At 66.9% G+C, this 20,496-nt stretch carries 15 protein-coding genes and 1 pseudogene; 6 read left to right on the top strand and 10 right to left on the bottom strand.

Features of this window, described 5'->3' with window-relative positions:
* Positions 1–37: 37 nt before the first annotated feature.
* The 6 genes from ruvA to aspS form a co-directional block, all read right to left on the bottom strand.
* A complete protein-coding gene (ruvA, locus tag ABQY74_RS14995) occupies positions 38–622 on the bottom strand; it encodes a Holliday junction branch migration protein RuvA (protein ID WP_016904121.1) in 585 nt (194 codons plus the stop codon).
* Positions 623–779: 157 nt separating this feature from the next.
* Positions 780–1,304: a crossover junction endodeoxyribonuclease RuvC gene (gene ruvC / locus ABQY74_RS15000; RefSeq protein ID WP_016904120.1), complete on the bottom strand. Its 525-nt coding sequence runs from the start codon at positions 1,302–1,304 to the stop codon at positions 780–782.
* Positions 1,305–1,433: 129 nt separating this feature from the next.
* Positions 1,434–2,162 carry a YebC/PmpR family DNA-binding transcriptional regulator gene (locus tag ABQY74_RS15005; RefSeq protein ID WP_024940614.1) on the bottom strand — a complete coding sequence of 243 codons (729 nt, stop codon included), beginning with the start codon at positions 2,160–2,162 and terminating at the stop codon, positions 1,434–1,436.
* Between the two features lie 75 nt (positions 2,163–2,237).
* Complete coding sequence (locus ABQY74_RS15010; RefSeq protein WP_372470098.1) at positions 2,238–2,915, bottom strand: esterase/lipase family protein; 678 nt, start codon at positions 2,913–2,915, stop codon at positions 2,238–2,240.
* A 235-nt stretch (positions 2,916–3,150) separates the two neighbouring features.
* Positions 3,151–3,678 (bottom strand): GNAT family N-acetyltransferase, encoded by a 528-nt coding sequence (locus tag ABQY74_RS15015; RefSeq protein WP_102253611.1) that lies wholly within the window; start codon positions 3,676–3,678, stop codon positions 3,151–3,153.
* Between the two features lie 338 nt (positions 3,679–4,016).
* Positions 4,017–5,783, bottom strand: coding sequence for an aspartate--tRNA ligase (gene aspS, locus ABQY74_RS15020; protein WP_349792042.1), 1,767 nt, complete (start codon positions 5,781–5,783; stop codon positions 4,017–4,019).
* 157 nt (positions 5,784–5,940) lie between these two features.
* Between aspS and ABQY74_RS15025 the strand changes: the two genes are divergently transcribed.
* Positions 5,941–6,708: a DUF3011 domain-containing protein gene (locus tag ABQY74_RS15025; RefSeq protein WP_053045633.1), complete on the top strand. Its 768-nt coding sequence runs from the start codon at positions 5,941–5,943 to the stop codon at positions 6,706–6,708.
* An 84-nt stretch (positions 6,709–6,792) separates the two neighbouring features.
* On the opposite strand, the gene ABQY74_RS15030 is transcribed toward ABQY74_RS15025, so the two are convergent.
* Positions 6,793–7,074, bottom strand: coding sequence for an FmdB family zinc ribbon protein (locus tag ABQY74_RS15030; RefSeq protein ID WP_104644847.1), 282 nt, complete (start codon positions 7,072–7,074; stop codon positions 6,793–6,795).
* Between the two features lie 455 nt (positions 7,075–7,529).
* On the opposite strand from ABQY74_RS15030, the gene ABQY74_RS15035 reads away from it, so the two are divergent.
* The 3 genes from ABQY74_RS15035 to ABQY74_RS15045 all read left to right on the top strand — a co-directional run bounded on the left by ABQY74_RS15035 (position 7,530) and on the right by ABQY74_RS15045 (position 14,472).
* On the top strand, positions 7,530–8,774 hold the full coding sequence (locus tag ABQY74_RS15035; protein ID WP_167763835.1) for an MFS transporter: 1,245 nt from the start codon (positions 7,530–7,532) through the stop codon (positions 8,772–8,774).
* Positions 8,775–9,694: 920 nt separating this feature from the next.
* On the top strand, positions 9,695–12,106 hold the full coding sequence (locus ABQY74_RS15040; protein ID WP_349792045.1) for a TonB-dependent receptor domain-containing protein: 2,412 nt from the start codon (positions 9,695–9,697) through the stop codon (positions 12,104–12,106).
* Between the two features lie 215 nt (positions 12,107–12,321).
* On the top strand, positions 12,322–14,472 hold the full coding sequence (locus tag ABQY74_RS15045; RefSeq protein ID WP_349792047.1) for a phosphocholine-specific phospholipase C: 2,151 nt from the start codon (positions 12,322–12,324) through the stop codon (positions 14,470–14,472).
* A 69-nt stretch (positions 14,473–14,541) separates the two neighbouring features.
* On the opposite strand, the pseudogene ABQY74_RS15050 reads toward ABQY74_RS15045, so the two are convergent.
* Positions 14,542–14,886: pseudogene (locus tag ABQY74_RS15050) on the bottom strand (alpha/beta hydrolase); the annotation flags it as partial.
* A 110-nt stretch (positions 14,887–14,996) separates the two neighbouring features.
* Positions 14,997–15,890, bottom strand: a complete 894-nt coding sequence (gene bla, locus ABQY74_RS15055; RefSeq protein ID WP_104594609.1) for a class A beta-lactamase — start codon at positions 15,888–15,890, stop codon at positions 14,997–14,999.
* A gap of 100 nt (positions 15,891–15,990) precedes the next feature.
* Here bla and ampR point away from each other — a divergent pair, with 100 nt between their 5' ends.
* Together ampR and ABQY74_RS15065 are read left to right on the top strand one after the other, a co-directional pair.
* The gene (gene ampR, locus ABQY74_RS15060; RefSeq protein ID WP_349792050.1) at positions 15,991–16,860 is read left to right on the top strand and encodes a LysR family transcriptional regulator AmpR; all 870 of its coding nucleotides are present in this window, start codon (positions 15,991–15,993) and stop codon (positions 16,858–16,860) included.
* A gap of 175 nt (positions 16,861–17,035) precedes the next feature.
* A complete protein-coding gene (locus tag ABQY74_RS15065; protein WP_349792052.1) occupies positions 17,036–18,313 on the top strand; it encodes a lytic murein transglycosylase in 1,278 nt (425 codons plus the stop codon).
* A gap of 178 nt (positions 18,314–18,491) precedes the next feature.
* Here the strand turns inward: ABQY74_RS15065 and ABQY74_RS15070 are convergent, their stop codons facing one another.
* Complete coding sequence (locus tag ABQY74_RS15070; RefSeq protein WP_349792054.1) at positions 18,492–20,411, bottom strand: ABC-F family ATP-binding cassette domain-containing protein; 1,920 nt, start codon at positions 20,409–20,411, stop codon at positions 18,492–18,494.
* Positions 20,412–20,496 lie beyond the last annotated feature (85 nt).

The raw sequence follows: 20,496 nt of genomic DNA on the forward strand, positions 1-20,496 counted from the left end.
CCGCCTGGCGGGCGCACAGCCGTTTTGCCAGTCGCCCTTAACGCAGCGCGGCCTGGAGGGCCTTTCGAATGACCGTGGCGACTTCGTCGCCCTCTGCCCCGGCCTCGCGTGCCATGCGTGCGGCCTCGGCCGGCTTGTAACCCAGTTGCTGCAAGGCCACCGTGGCCTCGGACACCGCATCCGGGCCGAGCTGGCCGGTGATCGGCGCGCCACTGCTGAAGTCGGCGGCGCGGTCGCGCAGCTCCACCACCATACGCTCGGCGGTCTTCTTGCCGATGCCGGGGATGCGGGTCAGCGCGGTGATGTCGCCGCTGGTGATCAGCCGGGCGAACTCGTCCACGCTGACCCCGGACAGCACCGCCAGCGCGATCTTGGCGCCGATACCGGTGACCTTCTGCACGTCGCGGAACAGCCGGCGCTCGCCTTCGCGCAGGAATCCGTACAGCGAAACGCTGTCTTCCTTCTGCGCGTAGTGGGTGAACAGGATCACGTCGCGGCCGACATCGGGCAGGTCGTAGAAGGTGCTCATCGGCGCCTCCAGCTCATACCCCACCCCACCGACATCAATCACCAGCCACGGCGGCTGCTTGTAGGCCAGCAGCCCGCGCAGGCGGCCGATCATTGGGCACCTCCAAGGAGGTGCCGGGATTGGGCATTGGGGATTGGGGATTGGTTAGTTCCCTCGCGACCGTTGACGACGGCCGCGTACAGCCCGATCAGCTCAGCGCGAACGGACCTGCCGTTGCCAATCCCCAATCCCGACTCCCGATTCCCGATTCTCATTTCTTGCGGCTCCAGGCCTGTTGGGTATTGACGCCCAGGCGCTGCGCGGTGGCGCGCACGTGGGCGTGAGTGATGGCGACCGCCAGTGCGTCGGCGGCGTCGGCCTGCAGCTTGCCTTTCAGGTTGAGCATGATGCCGACCATGTGCTGCACCTGCACCTTGTCCGCCCCGCCCTTGCCGACCAGCGCCAGCTTGATCTCGGTGGCAGCGTACTCGTGCACCGGCAGATCGCGCAGCACCACCGCGCAGATCGCCGCGCCGCGCGCGTGGCCGAGCTTGAGCGCGGAATCGGCGCTCTTGCCCATGAACACCTTCTCGATCGCCACTTCCTGTGGCCGGTAGGTCTCGATCACCTCGCCCAGCCCGTGCAGCAGGCGCTTGAGCCGCTGCGCGAAGTCGCCCTCGCCCAGCAGCACCAGCGGCGCATGATAGACATGCCGGCTGCGACCGCTCTCGTCAACGTCGATGATGCCGAGCCCGGTGCGCTGGGAGCCGGGATCGATGCCGAGGATGCGGGTCATCGAGCGGCCGGGAATTGGGAGTCGGGAATCGGGAATGGGTGACGCGACCTCCTGGCGTGCTCGACGCTGCCGAGCAGTGCAGGATGCGGCTGTTTCGATTCCCGATTCTCCATTCCCAATTCCCGGCGCTTACGCGCCAAGCGCCGCTTGATCGACGTTCGAATAGACGTCCTGGACGTCGTCCAGGTCTTCGAGCATGTCGAGCAGCTTGCGGACCTGCACGGCGGTGTCGCCGTCGACGGCGATGTCGTTTTCGGCGCGGAAGGTGATTTCGGCGTGCGCCGGCTCCAGGCCGGCGGCGGTCAGCGCCTGCTTGACCTGGGCGAAGGCATCCGGGGCGGTCAGCACGTCGATGGCGCCGTCTTCCGGGTAGACCACCACATCGTCGGCGCCGGCTTCGATCGCCGCGTCGGTGAGGGTGTCTTCGTCGGTGCCGGCGGCAAAGCTCAGCACACCCAGGCGCTTGAACATGAAGGCCACCGAGCCGTCGGTGCCCATGTTGCCGCCGCACTTGCTGAAGGCATGGCGCACATCGGCCACCGCGCGCACGCGGTTGTCGGTCAGGCAGTCCACGATCACCGCCACGCCGCCGGGGGCGTAGCCCTCGTAGCGCACTTCCTCGTACTCCACGCCTTCCAGCTCGCCGGTGGCTTTCTTGATGGCGCGCTCGATCACGTCCTTGGACATGTTCGCCGACAGACCCTTGTCCACCGCCACGCGCAGGCGCGGGTTGTTGGACGGGTCGCCACCGCCGCCGCGCGCGGCGACGCTGATCTCGCGAATGATCTTGGTGAACATCTTGCCGCGCTTGGCGTCGGAGGCGTTCTTGCGGCCTTCGATGGAGGGGCCTCTACCCATGGGTGGTTCCAGACTGGCTTGGATGACAGGGCGCGGATTTTACCTGATTGCTCGCCCGCACCGGAGCGGCGGCGTTCAGTGGCGGAACCGGCCCTGGCGCAGGAAGCGCAGCACCTGCTGCGCGGCCTCGGGCGAGCGCAACAGGCCGCTATGGCTGGCCTGCACCACGCAATGGTCGCGCAGCCCGGGCAGGCGGGTTTCGGCCAGCGCCACGGTGCCGTCCGAGCCGCCGTCCAGCGGCGCCAGCCATCGCCCCACCCCGCGCGCGACGGTGCCGGCGATCTGGCCGATCTCCGCCTCGCCCTGCCATTGCACGACACCGTGCTGCAGCAAGGCCGCGCTGCGCCCCAGCGCCCAGCGCCCGCCGCGGCGGGCCAGGCCGCGCGCGGCGGCGCTGCCGCACAACGGCGAGCCCAGACAGACCACGCGGCGCACCGGCAATTCGGGCGCGGCGCGCAGGGCCTGCAGCGCGACCAGGCCGCCCAGACTGTGACAGACCAGCAGCTGTGCGCCGGTCGCCTGCAGGCGTTCGATCAGCCGTGGCACGGCCTGCTCGGGTCCGCCGAGCACACTGGCGTAGCCGAACAGCGCCGGCGCCAGGCCCTCGGCACGCAGCCGGCGCGCGAGCGGCAACAGCCAGTGCGCGGTGTTCCAGATGCCGTGCACCAGCAGCACGTCGGCGGTCGCGGCGCTCGCCCGCTCACGCAGGATGCGTTGGGAGTGATCCGGGATGAACGAGGATGCGCCGGACACGGAGGTCATGACCGCGACTTGGCGCCGGCTTCAGGTGAGCGCGACGGCGTGCCGGATCTGCAGTGAGTCAGGTGCGCGCGAATCAACGCCACCCGCGCCGGGCCGGCAGACCGACAACCGATGCGCGTGCCGGCCTGCAGGCGACCGAGGTGGGGATGGTGTCGGTGGCACTCAGCGTGGCCGGGCGCCGGCAATCGTAGTCGCACGCCGCGCCAGCCGGGCATCGGCGCGCCGTTCAATCGGCCGCAATGCGCGGGGTGCGGCGCAGGATGAATTCGCGGTCGAGGATCTTGCCGACCGGGAAATCGTATTCGCCGACCTTCTCGAACCCGTAGCGGGCGTAGAAACGCTGCGCGCCGAAATTCTCCGACCACACGCCGATCCACAGCGTGCGCGGGCCGTCGCGCTCCAGCCATTCCAGCGTTGTCTCGAACAGGCGGCTGCCCCAGCCGCTATTCTGGTAGTCCTTCAACAGATACAGCCGCTTGAGCTCACCGTCGCCGGGACCCACGTCCTGGTGCGGCAGCCCGCAGGGGCCGGCGGCAGCGTGGCCGACCAGCAGGTTGTCCATCTCCAGCAGCCAGATCGCATAGTCCGGATGCGCCAGCACGATGCGCGCGCGCTCGACCGCATAGGTCTCCTGCAGAAAGCCGTGCAGATCCTCCTGCGGGTACAGATGCCCGAAGGTTTCGGTAAAGGTCTGCGCAGCCAGCAGCGACAAGGCTTCGGCATCGTCCGGTGTGGCGCGGCGGATGCGGGTCATGCGGGCGTCTCGTGCCGGGTGGACGTAGCAGCTTCGCGCATGCGGTGGTGGGGTCGCAAGCGGGGAATCGGGAATCGGGAATCGGGAATCGGGAGAGCGTCCGCGATCCGATCCGCGTTTGCGGGCCGGCGCGGGTTTGGATTGCGCGCAGTGCGTTGTTGAGGGCGAGCGAGGGGCGCGGCGCTGTGTCGGGGCTCTGCGGCGGGCGCGGCCGCCGGCGTGGGCATCGATCGTTGGGCGGGGGCGCGACGCGCCCGAGCCATCCCTGCAGCCGACACGCTGCGCGGTGCAGCGTGTCGGCTGCACGGCCACGCTGGCGTGGCCGTGTGGGTGGCAGGTCAGACCTGCTTGGGGCGTACCTGCACGTGCACTTCGGCCAGCTGATCGGCGGCGATCGGCGACGGGGCGTCGGTCATCAGGTCCTGTGCGCCGGTGGTCTTGGGGAACGGGATGACGTCGCGGATGGAGTCGGTGCCTGCCATCAGCGCCGCAATGCGGTCGATGCCGAAGGCGATGCCGCCGTGCGGCGGCGCGCCGTAGTTGAGCGCATCCAGCAGGAAGCCGAACTTGGCGCGCGCTTCCTCGGCGCCGATGCCGAGCAGTTCGAACACCGCGCTCTGCATGTCCGGGCGGTGGATACGGATCGAGCCGCCGCCGATTTCGTTGCCGTTGAGCACCATGTCATAGCCGCGCGACACCGCGGTGCGGGCATTGGCGCGCAGGTCGGCGATGTCGTCCACCGCCGGCGCGGTGAATGGGTGATGCAGGGCCACGTAGCGCTGCGCCTCCTCGTCCCACTCGAACATCGGGAAATCGGTGACCCACAGCGGCGCCCAGCCATCGGCGATCAGGTTGAAATCCTTGCCGGCCTTCAAGCGCAGCGCGCCCATGAAGTCGGACACCTTGTTGTAGCCGCCGGCACCGAAGAACACGATGTCGCCGTTGCCAGCCCCGACGTGCTTGAGCAGCGCAGCGAACGCACCTTCGCTAAAGAACTTGGCGATCGGCGAGCTGACTTCGCCACTCTCCGACAGCTTGATGTAGGCCAGGCCCTTGGCGCCGTACTTGGCAGCGTGGGCGGCGTATTCGTCGATCTGCTTGCGCGACAGCGTGGCGCCACCGGGGATGCGCAGCGCGGCCACACGGCCGTCGGCATCGTTGGCGGCGGCGGTGAACACCGGGAACTCGCTGCTTTTGACCAGTTCGGCCACGTCGACCAGTTCCAGCGCGATGCGCAGGTCCGGCTTGTCCGAGCCATAGCGACGCATCGCCTCGGCCCAGGTCATGCGCGGGAACTGCGCGGCCAGTTCGACGTCCACCACTTCGGCGAAGATGGCGCGGATCATGTCTTCGACGAAATCCTGCACGTCGCGCTCGCGCACGAAGGCGAATTCCATGTCGAGCTGGGTGAATTCCAGCTGGCGGTCGGCGCGCAGCGCTTCGTCGCGGAAGCAGCGCGCGATCTGGTAGTAGCGGTCGAAGCCGGCCACCATCAGGATCTGCTTGAACAGCTGCGGGCTCTGCGGCAAGGCGTAGAACTCGCCCGGATGCATGCGCGCCGGCACCAGGAAGTCGCGTGCGCCTTCCGGGGTGGCCTTGGTCAGGATCGGGGTTTCGATGTCCTGGAAATCGCGTGCGTCCAGGTGCCGGCGCAGCGCCTGCACCAGCTTGATGCGGGTGCGCTGCATGCGCTGCATTTCCGGACGGCGCAGGTCCAGATAGCGGTACTTCAGGCGCGTCTCCTCGCCCGGGTTCTCGTGCGCGTGGAACGGCAGCGGCGCGGCCTTGTTGAGGATGCTGATGCGGGTGGCGATCACTTCCACCTTGCCGGTGCGCAGCTTGTCGTTGACCGCGTGCCGCGCACGCACCACGCCTTCGACCTGCAGCACGTCCTCGTAGCCGAGGCTGGCGGCCACCTTGAACAGCTCGGCGCTGGCGTCGTCGCCGGCGACCGGTTCGACCGTCACCTGCACGATGCCTTCGTGGTCGCGCAGGTCGATGAAGCACACCCCGCCCAGGTTGCGGGCCACGTCGGTCCAGCCGGCGAGAGTGACGGTTTGGCCGATCAAGGTCTCGTCGACCAGGCCGCAGAAGTGGGTACGCATCGAAAGCTCCGCTGAAAAACCCGACACAGGACAGCGCCGGAGAGCCGGATATTCTGGGGCCGGCGGGCGGCAGGAGCAAATCTGCGGGCGCTCATGGCCGCTTAAGTCAGGGCCCGGCTGAATAGGCGCCAGACCCTTCCGCACCAAGGACGCCACGATGCTGCGCACCGCCCTGCTGCTCTCCGGCTTCGGCCTGATCACCCTGACCGGCCTGCTGACCAGCGCGCCTGCCGCCGCGCAGGACCGCGGCTGGAACGGCCCCAGCATCACCTGCTCCAGCAACGACAACCGTCGCCGCGAGTGCGATACGCCGTTCCGCGGCCGCGCGGTGCTGGTCGAGAACATCTCCGGCACGCGCTGCATCGAAGGCCGTAACTGGGGCAGCGAGCGCGGCCGCGTCTGGGTCGACAACGGCTGCCGGGCGCGCTTTGTCGATGGCCGCAACGGCGGCGGCTGGGGCGGCAACGGTGGCCCCGGCGGCGGCGGGTTGGCCGGCACGGTGCGCTGCGAGAGCAACGACCAGCGCCAGAAGATCTGCGACACCGGCTGGCGCCGCGCCACGCTGGTGCGCCAGCTGTCCAACACGCCCTGCGTGGAAGGCCGCAACTGGCGCCAGGACGGGGGCCGGATCTGGGTGGACGACGGCTGCCGCGGCGAGTTTGCGCAGGCACGCGGCGGCTGGGACCGGGGTGACGGCGGCTACGGTGGCCGCGACGACCGCCCACGCAACGATTACGCCATCACCTGCGCCAGCGACGACCGCCGCCTGCGTACCTGCGGCTGGGATGGCCGCTATGGCCGCCCGGTGCTAACCCGCCAGCTGTCCGACACACGTTGCGAGGAAGGCCGCAGCTGGGGGTACGACGAGCGCCGCGCGACGGTGTGGGTCAACGATGGTTGCCGGGCACGCTTCGAGGCGCGTTGAAGCAGCGAACAAGCGCGCCGCGCGCGGCTGGGTCCAGGGGTTGTGACGTCCGCCCTGCCAGCGGCTGCGGCGCGCTGGTCAGGCTCAGGCGGGATCGGCCGCGGGCTTGCTCTCGGCGGCAGCCGCCGGCTTCGCATCGCCACCGGCGCTACTGCTTTCGGTGAGGTTTTTCTTCTTCTCGCCCGCCGACTTGAAGTCGGTCTCGTACCAGCCGCTGCCAGACAGACGGAACGAGGGCGCGGTGATCTGGCGCTTGATCGTGGCGGCCGCGCAGGCCGGACAGGTCTGCGGGTCGGGGTCGGCCATCTTCTGCAGGCGGTCGAAGGCGTGACCGCAGGTGGTGCACTGGAAACCGTAGATGGGCATGGCAGGATCAGCTGAAGACGATGCGGGGCGCAGATTCTAGACGGATGCGGGCGGGCAGGTGCAGTGGGCCGTCTGCGACGTTGGCCACGCGCGGGCGTGTTGCGGGGGAGAGACATCGATCGATGGTGGTTACGTCGCGCTTGCGCTACGCGCCCTCGCTGACCACCGCAGCCCTCATCGGCAGATAGCAGGACGGTGGGAGTGTTCGCGCGTATGCCGAAGAACGCGAATCTACGTAATGGATGATCATCAGATCGGCGCGACTGCCCGAACTGCGCGGGTAGATGAGGCAGTCATCCCGCACGCCAGAAGCCCACGCTTCGCATCGGCCTGACATGGCATCAGCGGGTATCGAGAGCTACAGAGCCAGGTCGTTTCGATCAAGCCGCGCAACCCGGGCTGCTACACTCGAACACGTGATCGACGCGCCTCTCCCCCCCACGAGGACCGCATCCATGTTGCGGCTGACTGCCTTATTGCTGGGCGTTGCCCTGCTGCTGACCGGCAGCGGGCTGCTCGGCACCTTGCTTGCCGTGCGCGGTGGCCAGGCCGGTTTCGATGCGCGTGCGCTGGGCCTGATCATGTCCGGGTATTTCGCCGGCTTCTTTCTCGGCACCTTTTTCGCACCGCCGCTGATTCGGCGCATCGGGCATATCCGCGCATTCGCCTTTTACGCGGCGCTGGCGGCGATTGCCGTGTTGCTGCATCCGATCTGGTTGAACGCCTGGGGCTGGGGCCTGCTGCGCCTGGTCACCGGCGCGGCACTGGTCGGCCTGTACACGGTGATCGAAAGCTGGCTCAACGCCGAGCCGGACGCGCGTCGGCGCAGTCGGGTGTTCTCGGTGTACATGGCGATCAACCTGTCGGCGTTGGCGCTGGGCCAGATCCTGCTCACTGCAGGCGATGCGGGCGCACCGGCGATGTTCACGCTGACGGCGATCCTGATCTGTGCGGCGGTGATGCCGGTGATGACCACGCGCCTGATTCCGCCCGAAGTGCCGCACGTCTCGCGCCTGCGCCTGAAAACGCTGTATGCGTTGGCGCCGGTGGCGACCATCGGCGCGGGACTGTCGGGTCTGGCGATGGGGGCGTTCTGGGGATTGCTGCCGGTGTATGCCAACCGTATCGGGCTGGATGCCGATGGCGTGGCGATGTTCATGCTCACCGCCATCATCGGCGGCGCGGTGTTGCAGTGGCCGATCGGGCGCATCAGCGATGGCCATGACCGGCGCATCGGCCTGGTCACGATCAGCGTGCTGGCGGCCGGCATCGCGATCGCTGCCGCGGTGCCGATGGTGCAGGCACAGACCCAACTGTTGTTCGTGCTGTTCTTCGTCTACGGCGGGTTGGCGTTCTCGCTGTATCCGTTTGCGGTGGCACACATGCTCGATTATCTGCCGCGCGAGGATCTGCTCTCCGGCTGCAGCAGCCTGCTGCTGGTGCATGGCGTGGGCGCAGCGATCGGCCCGGCCCTGGCCGGTGGCGCAATGCAGAAATTCGGACCAGCGGCACTGCCGGTGTATTTCGCGGTGATGCTGTTGGCGCTGTCCGGATTTACCCTGACACGCTTGCTGCGCTTCACGCGCCGCCGCACCCATCCGATCTCGTTCCGCCCGATGCTGCGCACCACGCCGTCGGCGCTGGAGTTGATGCCGGAAACACAGCAGACCGAAGCACCGCCGCACGTCAAGGGCGGCTGACACACCTGTTTCACCGTCGTCAGTCGCTGCGCTGCTGATCAGGCGATCTGCAGCGTTGCTGCAGAGGCCCCTTTGCCCGCCCACCATTGCGAGGGGCGCCGCAAGGCGAAGCAGCTGGTGGACGACTTTTTGAATGGATCAGCTATGGAGCGGTCGATCTGCTGCTTGGCTGCAGGGCCCTTGCTCGCCCACCATCGCGGGGGCGCCGCAAGGCAGAGCAGCTGGTGGACGACTTTTTGGATGGATCAGTTGTCAAGCGGTTGATTTGCGGCCTGGCTGCAAGGCCCTTGCCCGCCCACCATCGCGGGACACGCCGCAAGTACATCCTTGTAGGCTCTTACGCGGCATCCATGCCGCGTAAGGTCCCGCGACGGTGGACGGACAAGGACCAGTCGAGATGGTCGGTGTGCATGGTTAAGAGCAGTCAGAGCGGTACGTGGTGCGCGTCGTTTGATCCTGATGCGCCGGCTCGATGTCCGACACACATTTCGACAAGCGGCTTTTCACGCGGCCACCGACCAAATGTCTGGTGCGGTGTTCTTACCGGTTGCGGGACCCTTGGCGGCATGGATGCCGCCAAGGAGCCTCCATGGACGGATTCACGGCGTGTCCCGCAAGCGGTGAGGGCACCGCGCACTCGACTCAGCAGGCTTTTTTGACCTAAGCACTTGAGTGCATCTACAACAACGCGACGACTCGAAATCGCTTGTCTTGAAGTGGAGACAACGCTGCAACACGAAACTCCGGGTGTCTTGCAACAGCGCGGCCCGGAAACATCCAGACAGCGCTGAATCGCCATCTTCCCGACGTTAGGACTTCCCAAGTCCATCTGGTGATCCCGGCCACACCTTTAGCGCGGTCATCATCACGCAATGCAAGCGCGGCAGTCTTTGCAGACCCTCCCCGCTTGTTGGATTGCAATGGATTCGACGTCCTCCTCGCGCGTGCGCCGTCCGGCCACGCTCGCCTTGTTGCTGGTTCCGCTCACCCTGCCCGCTTATGCGCAACAAGTCCCGGATGGCGCAGTGTCTGGCCCGGCTGCGGCCGAACCGGGCAGCGCTGGCGACCAGGTGTCCACGCTGGATCAGGTGCAGGTGGTCGGCCAGGCGATGACATATTCCAAGACCAATGTCAGCAAGGAAATGCTGGACCGCCAGTTCGTGCTCGGCAGCGTCAACGATGCGCTCAACGAACTGCCCGGCGTGGTGGTCACCGAGGCCGATGCCTTCGGCTCGTCGGATTGGGGCACCCAGATCAGCATGCGCGGCTTTGTCAGCAACCGCGATACCCAGCAGATCGGCACCACCATCGATGGCGTGCCCAACGGCGGCTCGGCGTATGGCGGCGGCTCCAAGGCCAACCGTTTCATCGACATGCCGGATCTGGAAACGGTGGAAGTCAGCCAGGGCACCGCCGATATCGCCTCGCGCTCCAACGAAGCGCTGGGCGGCACCTTGAACTATCTCACCGGCGAGCCGCTGGAAGAGCAGCGCGTGCGCGTGATCGGCGGCATCGGCGACAACCAGGCGCGCAAGTATTACGCGCGCTACGACACCGGCCTGCTCGGCGGCAACACGCGCGCCTGGGTCAGCGGCTCGTCGGCACGCAACGACGACTGGATCGACGGCAGCGGCCACACCAGCCGCGATCATCTGGCCGGCAAGTTCGTCAGCATCCTGGACAAGTGGACCCTCAGCGGCTACGCCTCCTACGACGATGCCGACGAATCCGAATACACCAGCGTGACGCCCGAGCAGTTCGCGCGCGACCCCGAGCACGATCTGTTGACCGGCACGCTCACCGGCATTCCGTACCTGGACCAGAACTACCGCTCCGGCTCGCGTGCGCTGCGCAAGAACACCTTTGGCTACCTGCGTGGCGCCTTCGATGGCGGCAACGGCTTCAAGACCACGCTGACCGGCTATGCGCATCGCATGCAGGGCCGCGGCGACTGGATTCCGCCGTATCTGGTGGATGTCACCAACGATGGCGCCGGCGCGCCGGAATCCGAAGCGCGCGGCGGCAACACCGTGTACGCCGGCAGCGACCTGGGCAAGCTGTATTACCTCACGCCCGGCGGCGCGGCCGCGACCATGCTGGCCGGCTGCGCCGGCAGCGATGCGGTGCCGGCCGAATCCAACCCGGCCTGCTATCCGGCCGGCTCGGTGCCGGTGCAGTCGTATCGGCACAGCCACTACGACAACCACCGCGCCGGCGCGATGGCCGATGTGGAATGGCGCGCCGATCTCGGCGCCATCGACAACACCGTGCGCGCCGGCGCCTGGCTGGAGCGCTACGACCGCAGTGTCACCCGCGACTGGCATCGCCTGCTCAACGTCGGCACCAACATCAGCTTCGATCATCAGCCGTACTGGGTGCAGTTCAAGGACAACTACCAGACCGACGAGCAGATGTATTACGTCGAGGACGTGATGCGCTACGGCGCCTTCGCCTGGCGCGTGGGCGTCAAGCAGTTCTTCGTCGACCAGACCCGCGACCGCCGCATCGGCGATGCGCAGCATGTGGAATCGGATTCGCATTCGGACCCGCTGCTGTCGGCCGGCCTGACCTGGACCACACCGGTGCAGGGCCTGGAAGCCTTTGCCGGTTACTCGCAGAACTTCGCTGCGATTCCCTCCGGCGTGCTCGGCGAGACCGACCCGGTCGCACTGAGCCGCGTGCAACCGGAGACCGCCGACAACGTCGAACTCGGCCTGCGTCTTAGCCGCTGGCCGTTGACCGGCAGCGTGACCCTGTACGACATCCGCTTCGACAACCGCATCGTCTATGTGCCGGCCAACTTCGTCACCGGCATCGACTACCTGGGCGAAACCGACGGCGTGTACGAGAACTTCGGCGGCGTGCATGCGCGCGGCGTGGAAGCGGCACTGGGCTATGGCTGGGACAACGGATGGCGCATCAACGGTGCCTACACCTACAACAAGGCCGATTACCTGGGCAGCGGCGACGCCGCACGCGATACCGCGCTGGAGATCACCCCGGGCGCGCAGGTGATCGGCCAACCGCGCAACACCCTGGTGATGTCGGCGGACTGGCGCGGCCAGGCGTGGCGCTTCGGTGTGTCCGGGCGCTATCTGGGCAAGCGCTACCTGGATGCCTCCAACCGCGCCGCACTCGATGGCGTGGCCACCTTCGATGCCAACCTCGGGGTGGAACTGTCGCAGCTGTCGTCGCAGCTCAAGGGCCTGCAGCTGGCGCTCAACGTCAGCAACCTCACCAACAAACGCTACCTGGAAGGCGTGGACGGCAGCGACAGCGCCTTTATCGCCGCGCCACGCACGGTCGGGCTGACGTTGACGCTGGATCTCTAACGTCGGCGGCGCATTGCCGACCTGCGCGAGATGGGCCTGCAACGTGCGTAAGCGGATCGGGCTGAAGACACGCCACCCGATCCGCTCACTGCATCGGCTGCCACGCAGGTGCAAACCGGTGTTGCAAGCACACAAGAGAACACACGCGCTGACGCGTCGGGTACGCTCGACCCGCTCCAGCGCAGACAGGATGGGAGCGCCAACCAGGTGACACGATGATCGACCTTCCCCGCCGCCGCGTTCTGCAGACCGGGCTTGCCAGTGCCGCCGCCGCGCTGCTGCCGCCCAGCATCGCGCGGGCCGCCGCCATCGCGCCGGACCGCCGCACCGGCACGCTGGAGGATCTGCAGCATGTGGTGATCCTGATGCAGGAAAACCGCGCCTTCGATCATTACTTCGGCAGCCTGCCCGGCGTGCGCGGGTTCGGCGATCGTTTTCCGATTCCCGCACCGCCGTTACCGGGCGCGCCCGCGCGCACGGTGTGGCTGCAGCCCAGCGAAGACGGCCGCCAATGGCTGACGCCGTTCGCGCTGGATACGGCAGCGCAGTTCGGCTTCATGCGCGTGCAAGGCACGCCGCATAGTTGGGTGGATGCGCAACGCGCCTGGGATCACGGCCGGCTCGGGCACTGGGCCGCCGCCAAGCACAACCATGCGCTGGGCTATTACCGGCGCGCGGATATTCCGTTTCAGTACGCACTCGCCGACGCCTTCACCATCTGCGATGCGTACCACGCCTCGATCCAGACCGGCACCAATTCCAATCGCGTGTTCCTGTGGAGCGGCGGCAACGATCCGCAGGCGCGTGCCGGTGGCCCGGTGATCGGCAACTCGCACGACAACTTTGCGGAGCTGGGCGGTTTTGCCGACCCCTACCGCTGGACGACCTACGTCGAGCAGCTACAGAACGCCGGCGTGTCCTGGCAGATCTATCAGGACATGCGCGACAACTTCACCGACAACCCGCTGGCGGGCTTTGCGCCGTTTCGGCAGGCCTTCACTGCTGCGCCCGGGCACGATGCGCAACTGCGCGCGCGTGGCGTCAGCACACGCGGTGTGGAGCAATTACGTGCCGATGTACTTGGCGGGCAACTGCCATCGGTGAGTTTCATCATTGCCGATGCGGCCGGCAGCGAACATCCTGATCCCTCCAGTCCAGCGCAAGGCGCGGCCTACACTGCACGCGTGCTGGATGCGCTGACTGCCGACCCACAGGTATGGAGCCGCACCGCATTGCTGTTGATGTTCGACGAGAACGACGGCTTTTTCGATCACATGCCACCGCCTGCGACCCCGTCGCCGGACCCGCACGCGGCCAGCGGCTTTGCGGGCGCATCCAGCGTCGCCACCGACGATGACTACCATCGCCACCCGGCACCGGGCGAACAGAAAGTGGATCTGCCCGAGCTGCGCGGCCGCCCCTATGGCCTGGGCCCGCGCGTGCCGCTGTACGTGATCTCGCCGTGGAGCCGCGGCGGCTGGGTGGATTCGCAGGTGTACGACCACACGTCGGTATTGCGGCTGCTGGAGCGCCGCTTCGGCGTGCCCGCACCGGAGATCACGCCGTGGCGGCGCGCGGTCTGTGGCGACCTGGTCAATGCGTTCGACTTCCGCACGGCCGATGCGCGCCCATTCGCCGCGGCGCTGCCCGATGTCAGCGCGACCGCAGCGCGTGCAGCAGCCCTGCGCGAACACGCACTGCCGCCGTTGCCCACCGCGTTGCAACCGCCGCAGCAGCCCTTCGGTACACGCCGTTCGCGGGCGCTGCCGTATCGCCCAGGCGTGGAACTGGCCGCGTTGCCCGAGCGTGGCCAGGTGAGGCTGCGTATGTCCAACGCGGGTGCTGCGGTGGTCCTGCATGTCTACGACCGCTTCGATCTTGCGGCGATTCCGCGCCGTTACACCGTAGGAAGCGGCGCAGCAGTGGATGCCACGTGGACCACCGCCGATGGCCGTTACGATCTGTGGTTGCTCGGCCCCAACGGATTCCATCGTCACTACCGTGGCGATCTGAGCGCACCGTTGCTGGCGGCCGAGATCACCCAGGATGCAAACGATCCCGCAGCCGTGTCGTTATCGCTGCGCAATGCCGGCACCACTGTCGCGCAGGTGGAGCTGCAACCGGCCGCATATTCAGCCGCGCAGCCGCATGAACGCCTGAGCGTTGCACCCGGCACCACCGAGCAGCGCCGTTGGAAAGCGGCGGCGACTGGCGGCTGGTACGACCTGTTGGTACACCACGACGGCGCAGCCCAGCGCTTGGCCGGACGTATCGAAACCGGCGCAGACAGCGTCAGCGACCCGGCCATGGGCGGGCCGGCGCGGCTGCAGCAAGATCTGCCTTTGCCGATCGGCGCACCCGGCTGAGCCTTGCAGCCCGGCATGCGGTGAGAACGCAGGCGGCTGCGCGATCAGCACGCTTGCGCACGGTCGCGCTCATTGCGCGTCGGCCGCATCCAGCATGCCGATCGTCCCCAACCAGGCTTCCACCAGCTGCGGCCATTGCGCGATCGGCAATGCGTCCGCGCGCCGACCGAACGCATGCCCGCCCTCGGCATAGAGATGCAGTTCCACGGGTACGCCGGCTTGCTTGAGCGCCACGTAGTAGGCCAGCGATTGACTGACGCCATGCACCGCATCGTCCTCGGCCTGCAGCAAGAAGGTCGGCGGCGTCCGTGCAGTGACGGTGATGTCTGGCCGCAGCGACAGATGGGTTGGATTGCGTGTGGCGCTGTCGTCGTCCTCGTGCGCCCACCGATGGCCCGGATAGACGGCGATGGCAATGACACACCCTGATGCGCACTGTCGTACCTCGAACAGCTGGCAGGAACCGCAAGCAGCTTGCGGACTCACACGCGAAATGGATCGCGGGAGGCAGCGGGTCGTTGCGCTCAACCCACCATGCTGTCGCACACCGCGGCCGCCACTGCCTTCAACGCCGCATCGCGCGCATCGCTGTCGACGCTGGCGCCATTCAAGTACGCGGTGAGCAGCAATGGCGCCTTGCCTGCCGGGGGCCAGATGATGGCGATGTCGTTGCGGGTGTCGCTGCCGTTGCTGCCGGTCTTATCGCCGATCTTCCAGCCGCGCGGCAGGCCGGCGCGCAGGCAGGTATCGCCGGTGCGGTTGTCGATCATCCAGTCGGTCAGCTGCTTGCGCGAGGCCGGTTGCAGCGCGTTGCCGAGCAGCAGGGTGCGCAAGGTGGCGGCCATTGCCGCCGGCGTGGTGGTGTCGCGCGGGTCGCCTTCGGCATAGCGGTTCATCTCCGGCTCGCGGCGGTCGCTGCGGGTGTGCGCATCGCCGATGCCGCGCAGGAAGGCGGTCAGGCCGGCCGGGTTGCCGACCAGCGGAAACAGCAGGTTGGCGGCCGGGTTATCGCTGTAGATCATCGTGGCCCGGCAGAGCTCGGCAACGCTCAGCGACCCGCCGACATGGCGCTCGGTGACCGGGGCGTGCTCGAGCATGTCAGAGGCGCGGATCTTGACCCGTTGCGCCAATGTCAGCTCGCCCCTGTCCACCCGCTGCAGCACCGCCGCAGCCAATACAAATTTGAAGGTGCTGCACATTGGAAAGCGCTCGTCTTCGCGCTGACCGAGGCGCCTGCCGGTGGCGCTGTCGAGCAGGCTGATGCCCAGGCGGCCGCCAGTGCGGCGTTCGATCTCTGCCCACTGTGCCCGCAGTACATCGTCCACCGTCATCGCCGGGGTGAGTGCCCATGCAGGTCTGGAGGCCGCAAGCAGCACGCCCACGCCGGTTGCGTACAAGAATTGTCGACGGTTCAACATGCAGCAACCTCCCTTGGAGAGCCCGCAGTATCAGCGCATGCCGGCCACCGGACTATTGCGATGTTTCGATCCCTGGCATGAATTGAACTAATCTCTGCGCATGCCCCGCCCCCGTCTCCCGCTCAATGCCCTGCGCGCCTTCGAGGCCGCCGCGCGCCACCAGAACCTGACCCGCGCCGCCAGTGAGCTGTGCGTCAGCCAAGCCGCGCTCAGCCACCAGATAAAGGCGCTGGAGCAGCAACTGAGAACCAGCCTGTTCCACCGCCTGCCGCGCGGCGTGGCGCTTACCGACGAAGGCGCGGCACTGGCGCCGGTGCTCGGCGAGGCCTTCGACCGCATCGCGGCCACCCTGGAGCGCTTTGCCGATGGCCGTTATCGCGAGGTGCTCAGCGTCGGCGTGGTCGGTACCTTCGCCACCGGCTGGCTGCTGCCGCGCGTAGATGCCTTTCATGCGGCGCATCCGCAGATCGAACTGCGCCTGTCCACTCACAACAACAGGGTCGATCTGGCCGGCGAAGGCCTGGATCTGGCGATCCGCTTTGGCGATGGCGACTGGCAAGGCCAGATTGCCGAGGCGTTGATGGAGGCGCCGTTTGCGCCGGTGTGTGCACCCAGCATGGCGCGTGGCTTGCGCACCCCGGCCGATCTAGCAGGCATGCCGTTGTTGCGCTCGTACCGCCTGGACGAATGGCCGCAGTGGTTTCGCGCGGCGGGCGTAACCGAGGTCGCCGCGCGCGGGGCGATGTTCGATTCATCGTTGACCCTGGCAAGCGCCGCGGCGGCCGGTGCCGGCGTGGCGTTGTTGCCGTTGCCGATGTTTCGCCAGGATCTGGATGCGGGACGCCTGGTGTGCCCGTTCCCGATCCAGATCGATGCCGGACGCTACTGGCTGACCCGGCTGCGCTCGCGACCGGCCGGCGCCGCCGCGCTCAGCTTTCACCGCTGGCTGGCGCAAACCATTTCCGCATGAGCGGTCCAGCGGCACCTGTTCCCTATGGACCCGCGCCGAAAGCGGCACGCCGACATACTCGCTGTTGGCCGCCTGTTTTAGAGATGAAAGACGTGGTGAAAACGAATAGCTGCAATAGCTTTATTCCCGGAAAGTGATGGCTACATTGGGCTCCCATCCCGCATCGGGCGGCCCCATGATCACGCCTTCGCATCTTCTTCGTTTCTCGCTCTGTATCGGCGCAGGTGTTGCTGCCGCCAACGCGACAGCGCAAGCCACTGCCCCTGCAACAACCTCGCCTCCCGCAACGAACGCTGCCGCCCAACAAGATGCCGCACCCGCGCCCAGCTTCGAACAATGGCTGGTCGACTTCCGCCAGCGTGCGCTTGCTGCCGGCATTGAAACAACCACGCTGGACACTGCATTCGCTGGCGTCACACCCGATCCATCGGTGCAGGCACTGGATCAGCAGCAGCCCGAATTCACCCGCTATCTCTGGGATTATCTCGACGACCGTGTCACCCCGTCCGCCATCCAGCAAGGACAGCAACTGCTGGTCAGCCAGCGCGCGCTCTTTCAAAAGTTGCAGCAGCACTACGGTGTGGACCCGGGCATCCTGACGGCCATCTGGAGCATGGAAAGCGAGTACGGCAAACAGATCGGCGACCGCTACGTGATCCGTTCGCTGGCGACGCTGGCGCATGAGGGTCGGCGCACCCACTATGGCAATACGCAACTGCTTGCGGCGTTGCAGATCCTGCAGACGGAAAAAGGCGTCGATCGATCGCAGTTTGTAGGCTCATGGGCCGGCGCCATGGGACAGACGCAATTCATTCCGAGCACCTATCGCGACTACGCCGTCGACGCCGATGGGGACCACAAACGGGATGTGTGGAATTCCAGTGCGGATGCCTTGGGCTCTGCCGCGAACTATCTCAAGCAGAGCAACTGGAGCAGCGCTGTTCCCTGGGGCCAGGAAGTGCATCTGTCAGGCGGCTTCGACTACGCGCAGGCCGACATGACGATCAAGAAAACCGTTGCCGAATGGCAGCGCCAGGGTGTGGTGTGTGGCAGCAAGCCGATTGCGCCCGCACTGGCCCAGGAACAGGCATCGGTGCTTTTGCCCACCGGGTATCGCGGCCCGGCGTTCCTGGTGTTCGACAATTTCCGCAGCATTCTGCGCTACAACAATTCCACCGCCTATGCGCTGGCGGTCGGTCTGCTGGCCGATGGCTATGCGGGTGGAGCCGGGGCCGAGCAGCCCTGGCCAAAAGACGATCCGCCGCTTAATAGCGTGGCAGATATCACCGAGCTGCAGCAGCGGCTGACCGACAAGGGATTCGACGTGGGCGGCGTCGACGGTGCGCTGGGGGCGCGAACTCGCCAGGGAATCCGTGCATTCCAGCGCAGCCAGCAGTTGCCGCAGGACGGGTATGCCAGCACGTCGTTACTGGCACGACTGCGGGCAGGCTGATCACACGACGTGACCGTCGCAGGGATCGGCAACGCCGGTACCGCGTAGCCCGCGATGGTCTTGCCGCATCGGGCGGTGCCACGCACGCGCGCCTTGATGAGGCAAGCACGGCGCGATACCGGCGCAGTGACGTTCTTCCGGCTGGGTGCGCCGCCACGGCGCAACCGGAAGCGCGCTGTCAGTCCGCCCCGTCCAGCAGCTCCATCCACGCCGCCTCGGCCGCCGCCAACTGCTGCGCCGTCGCCTCGCGGTCGCGGCCCAGCACCGCCATCTTGTCGTTGTCGGCATAGTTGCCGGGGTTGGCCAGTTCGCGGTCCAGCGCCGCCAGCGCCGCTTCCAGTTCGCCGACGCGCTTTTCCGCGCTGGCCAGCTTGTGCGGGTTGACGGCTTTCTTCGGCGGCAGTGGCTTGGTCGGCGGCGGCGGAGTCGGCGCCACTTCGGCCATCTTCTGCTTGGTGCCTTGCGCGGCCGGGCGGCTGCGCAGCCAGGCGGCGTATTCGTCCAGATCGCCAGCGAACGGCTCGACCACGCCATCGGCCACACGCCAGAAACTGTCGCAGACCAGGCCGATCAGATGGCGGTCATGCGAGACCATCACGATCGCGCCTTCGAAGTCGCTCAGCGCCTCGGCCAGCGCTTCGCGCATTTCCAGGTCCAGATGGTTGGTCGGTTCGTCCAGCAGCAGCACGTTTGGCTGCTGCCAGGCGATCAGCGCCAGCGCCAGACGCGCGCGCTCGCCGCCGGAAAACCCGTCCACCACTTCGAAGGCGCGGTCGCCAGCGAAATTCCATTTGCCCAGGAAATCACGGAACGCCTGATTGGAGCCATCCGGCGACAGCTCGCGGAAGTGATCCATCGGCGACTGGCCCTCGTGCAGCGATTCCACCGTGTGCTGGGCGAAGTAGCCGATCCGCAGATCCGGATGCGCACTGCGCTCGCCCGACAGCGGCTGCAGCTCGCCAACCAACGTCTTGACCAGCGTTGACTTACCCGCACCATTCGGCCCCAGCAACCCGATCCGGTCACCCGCCTCCAATCCGAATCCAACATCGTGCAACACGGTAATCGCATCGCTGGACCCGCGCTTTTGCGACTCCCCATTCCCGATTCCCGAATCCCGCGGCGCAGCCGCATACCCGCAAGCAGCGTGATTCAGCCGGATCAACGAAAACGGCAACCGATTGGGCTGGGCGAACTGGATGCGGAATTCGCGCTCGGCGCGTACCGCTTCGGTGCCGGCCATCTTGGCCAGCCGCTTCATGCGGCTCTGCGCCTGGGTGGCCTTGCTGGCCTGCGCCTTGAAGCGGTCGATGAAGCTCTGCAGATGCGCACGCTCGGCCTGTTCCTTGTCGTGGGCGATCTGCTGTTGACGCAGGTGCTCGATGCGCTGGCGCTCGAAATCGGTATAGCCGCCGACGTACAGCTTGGCGGTGCCGCCGTGCAGATGCAGCGTATGCGTGGCCACGTTGTCGAGGAACTCGCGGTCATGCGAAATCAGCAGCAAGGTGCCCGGGTACTTGAGCAGCCATTGCTCCAGCCACAGCACCGCATCCATGTCCAGGTGGTTGGTCGGTTCGTCCAGCAGCAGCAGGTCGCTGGGCATCATCAGCGCGCGCGCCAGATTCAGGCGCACCCGCCAGCCGCCGGAGAACGAGGACACCGCGCGGTGATGGGTGTCGGCCGGGAAGCCCAGGCCGTGCAACAACTTGCCGGCACGCGCCTCGGCGTCGTAGGCGCCCAGCTCGGCCATCTTCTGGTGCGCGTTGGCGACCGCTTCCCAGTCCTCGCGCGCGGTGGCCGCGGCCTCTTCCTGCAGGATCGCCGAGACCTCGATGTCGCCACCGAGCACAAACGACAGCGCCGGATCGGGCAGCGACGGGGTTTCCTGCGAGACGCTGGCGGTGCGCACCTTGCCGGGCAGGTCGACATCGCCCTTGTCCGCTTCCAGTTCGCCCTTGACCGCGGCAAACAGGCTCGACTTGCCGGTGCCATTACGGCCCACCACACCGACGCGGTAGCCGGCATGCATGGTCAGGTCGACGTTGGACAACAGCAGACGCTCGCCGCGTCGCATGGAGAAGTTGCGCAGGGAAATCATTGATGGACAGTCCGATAGAACGAAAAGGAATGAGCAGATGAGCAGCACTCCTGCGACGCCATTCTAGCGTTAACGAATAATTAGC

Source organism: Xanthomonas sp. WHRI 7064, assembly GCF_040202355.2.
In the GTDB taxonomy this organism is placed as follows: domain Bacteria; phylum Pseudomonadota; class Gammaproteobacteria; order Xanthomonadales; family Xanthomonadaceae; genus Xanthomonas; species Xanthomonas arboricola.

Excerpts from the sequence above, each read along its gene's own strand:
- ruvA (WP_016904121.1), bottom strand. The coding sequence starts at position 622 with ATGATCGGCCGCCTGCGCGGGCTGCTGGCCTACAAGCAGCCGCCGTGG.
- ruvC (WP_016904120.1), bottom strand. The coding sequence starts at position 1,304 with ATGACCCGCATCCTCGGCATCGATCCCGGCTCCCAGCGCACCGGGCTC.
- ABQY74_RS15005 (WP_024940614.1), bottom strand. The coding sequence starts at position 2,162 with ATGGGTAGAGGCCCCTCCATCGAAGGCCGCAAGAACGCCTCCGACGCC.
- ABQY74_RS15015 (WP_102253611.1), bottom strand. The coding sequence starts at position 3,678 with ATGACCCGCATCCGCCGCGCCACACCGGACGATGCCGAAGCCTTGTCG.
- aspS (WP_349792042.1), bottom strand. The coding sequence starts at position 5,783 with ATGCGTACCCACTTCTGCGGCCTGGTCGACGAGACCTTGATCGGCCAA.
- ABQY74_RS15025 (WP_053045633.1), top strand. The coding sequence starts at position 5,941 with ATGCTGCGCACCGCCCTGCTGCTCTCCGGCTTCGGCCTGATCACCCTG.
- ABQY74_RS15030 (WP_104644847.1), bottom strand. The coding sequence starts at position 7,074 with ATGCCCATCTACGGTTTCCAGTGCACCACCTGCGGTCACGCCTTCGAC.
- ABQY74_RS15035 (WP_167763835.1), top strand. The coding sequence starts at position 7,530 with ATGTTGCGGCTGACTGCCTTATTGCTGGGCGTTGCCCTGCTGCTGACC.
- ABQY74_RS15040 (WP_349792045.1), top strand. The coding sequence starts at position 9,695 with ATGGATTCGACGTCCTCCTCGCGCGTGCGCCGTCCGGCCACGCTCGCC.
- ABQY74_RS15045 (WP_349792047.1), top strand. The coding sequence starts at position 12,322 with ATGATCGACCTTCCCCGCCGCCGCGTTCTGCAGACCGGGCTTGCCAGT.
- bla (WP_104594609.1), bottom strand. The coding sequence starts at position 15,890 with ATGTTGAACCGTCGACAATTCTTGTACGCAACCGGCGTGGGCGTGCTG.
- ampR (WP_349792050.1), top strand. The coding sequence starts at position 15,991 with ATGCCCCGCCCCCGTCTCCCGCTCAATGCCCTGCGCGCCTTCGAGGCC.
- ABQY74_RS15065 (WP_349792052.1), top strand. The coding sequence starts at position 17,036 with ATGATCACGCCTTCGCATCTTCTTCGTTTCTCGCTCTGTATCGGCGCA.
- ABQY74_RS15070 (WP_349792054.1), bottom strand. The coding sequence starts at position 20,411 with ATGATTTCCCTGCGCAACTTCTCCATGCGACGCGGCGAGCGTCTGCTG.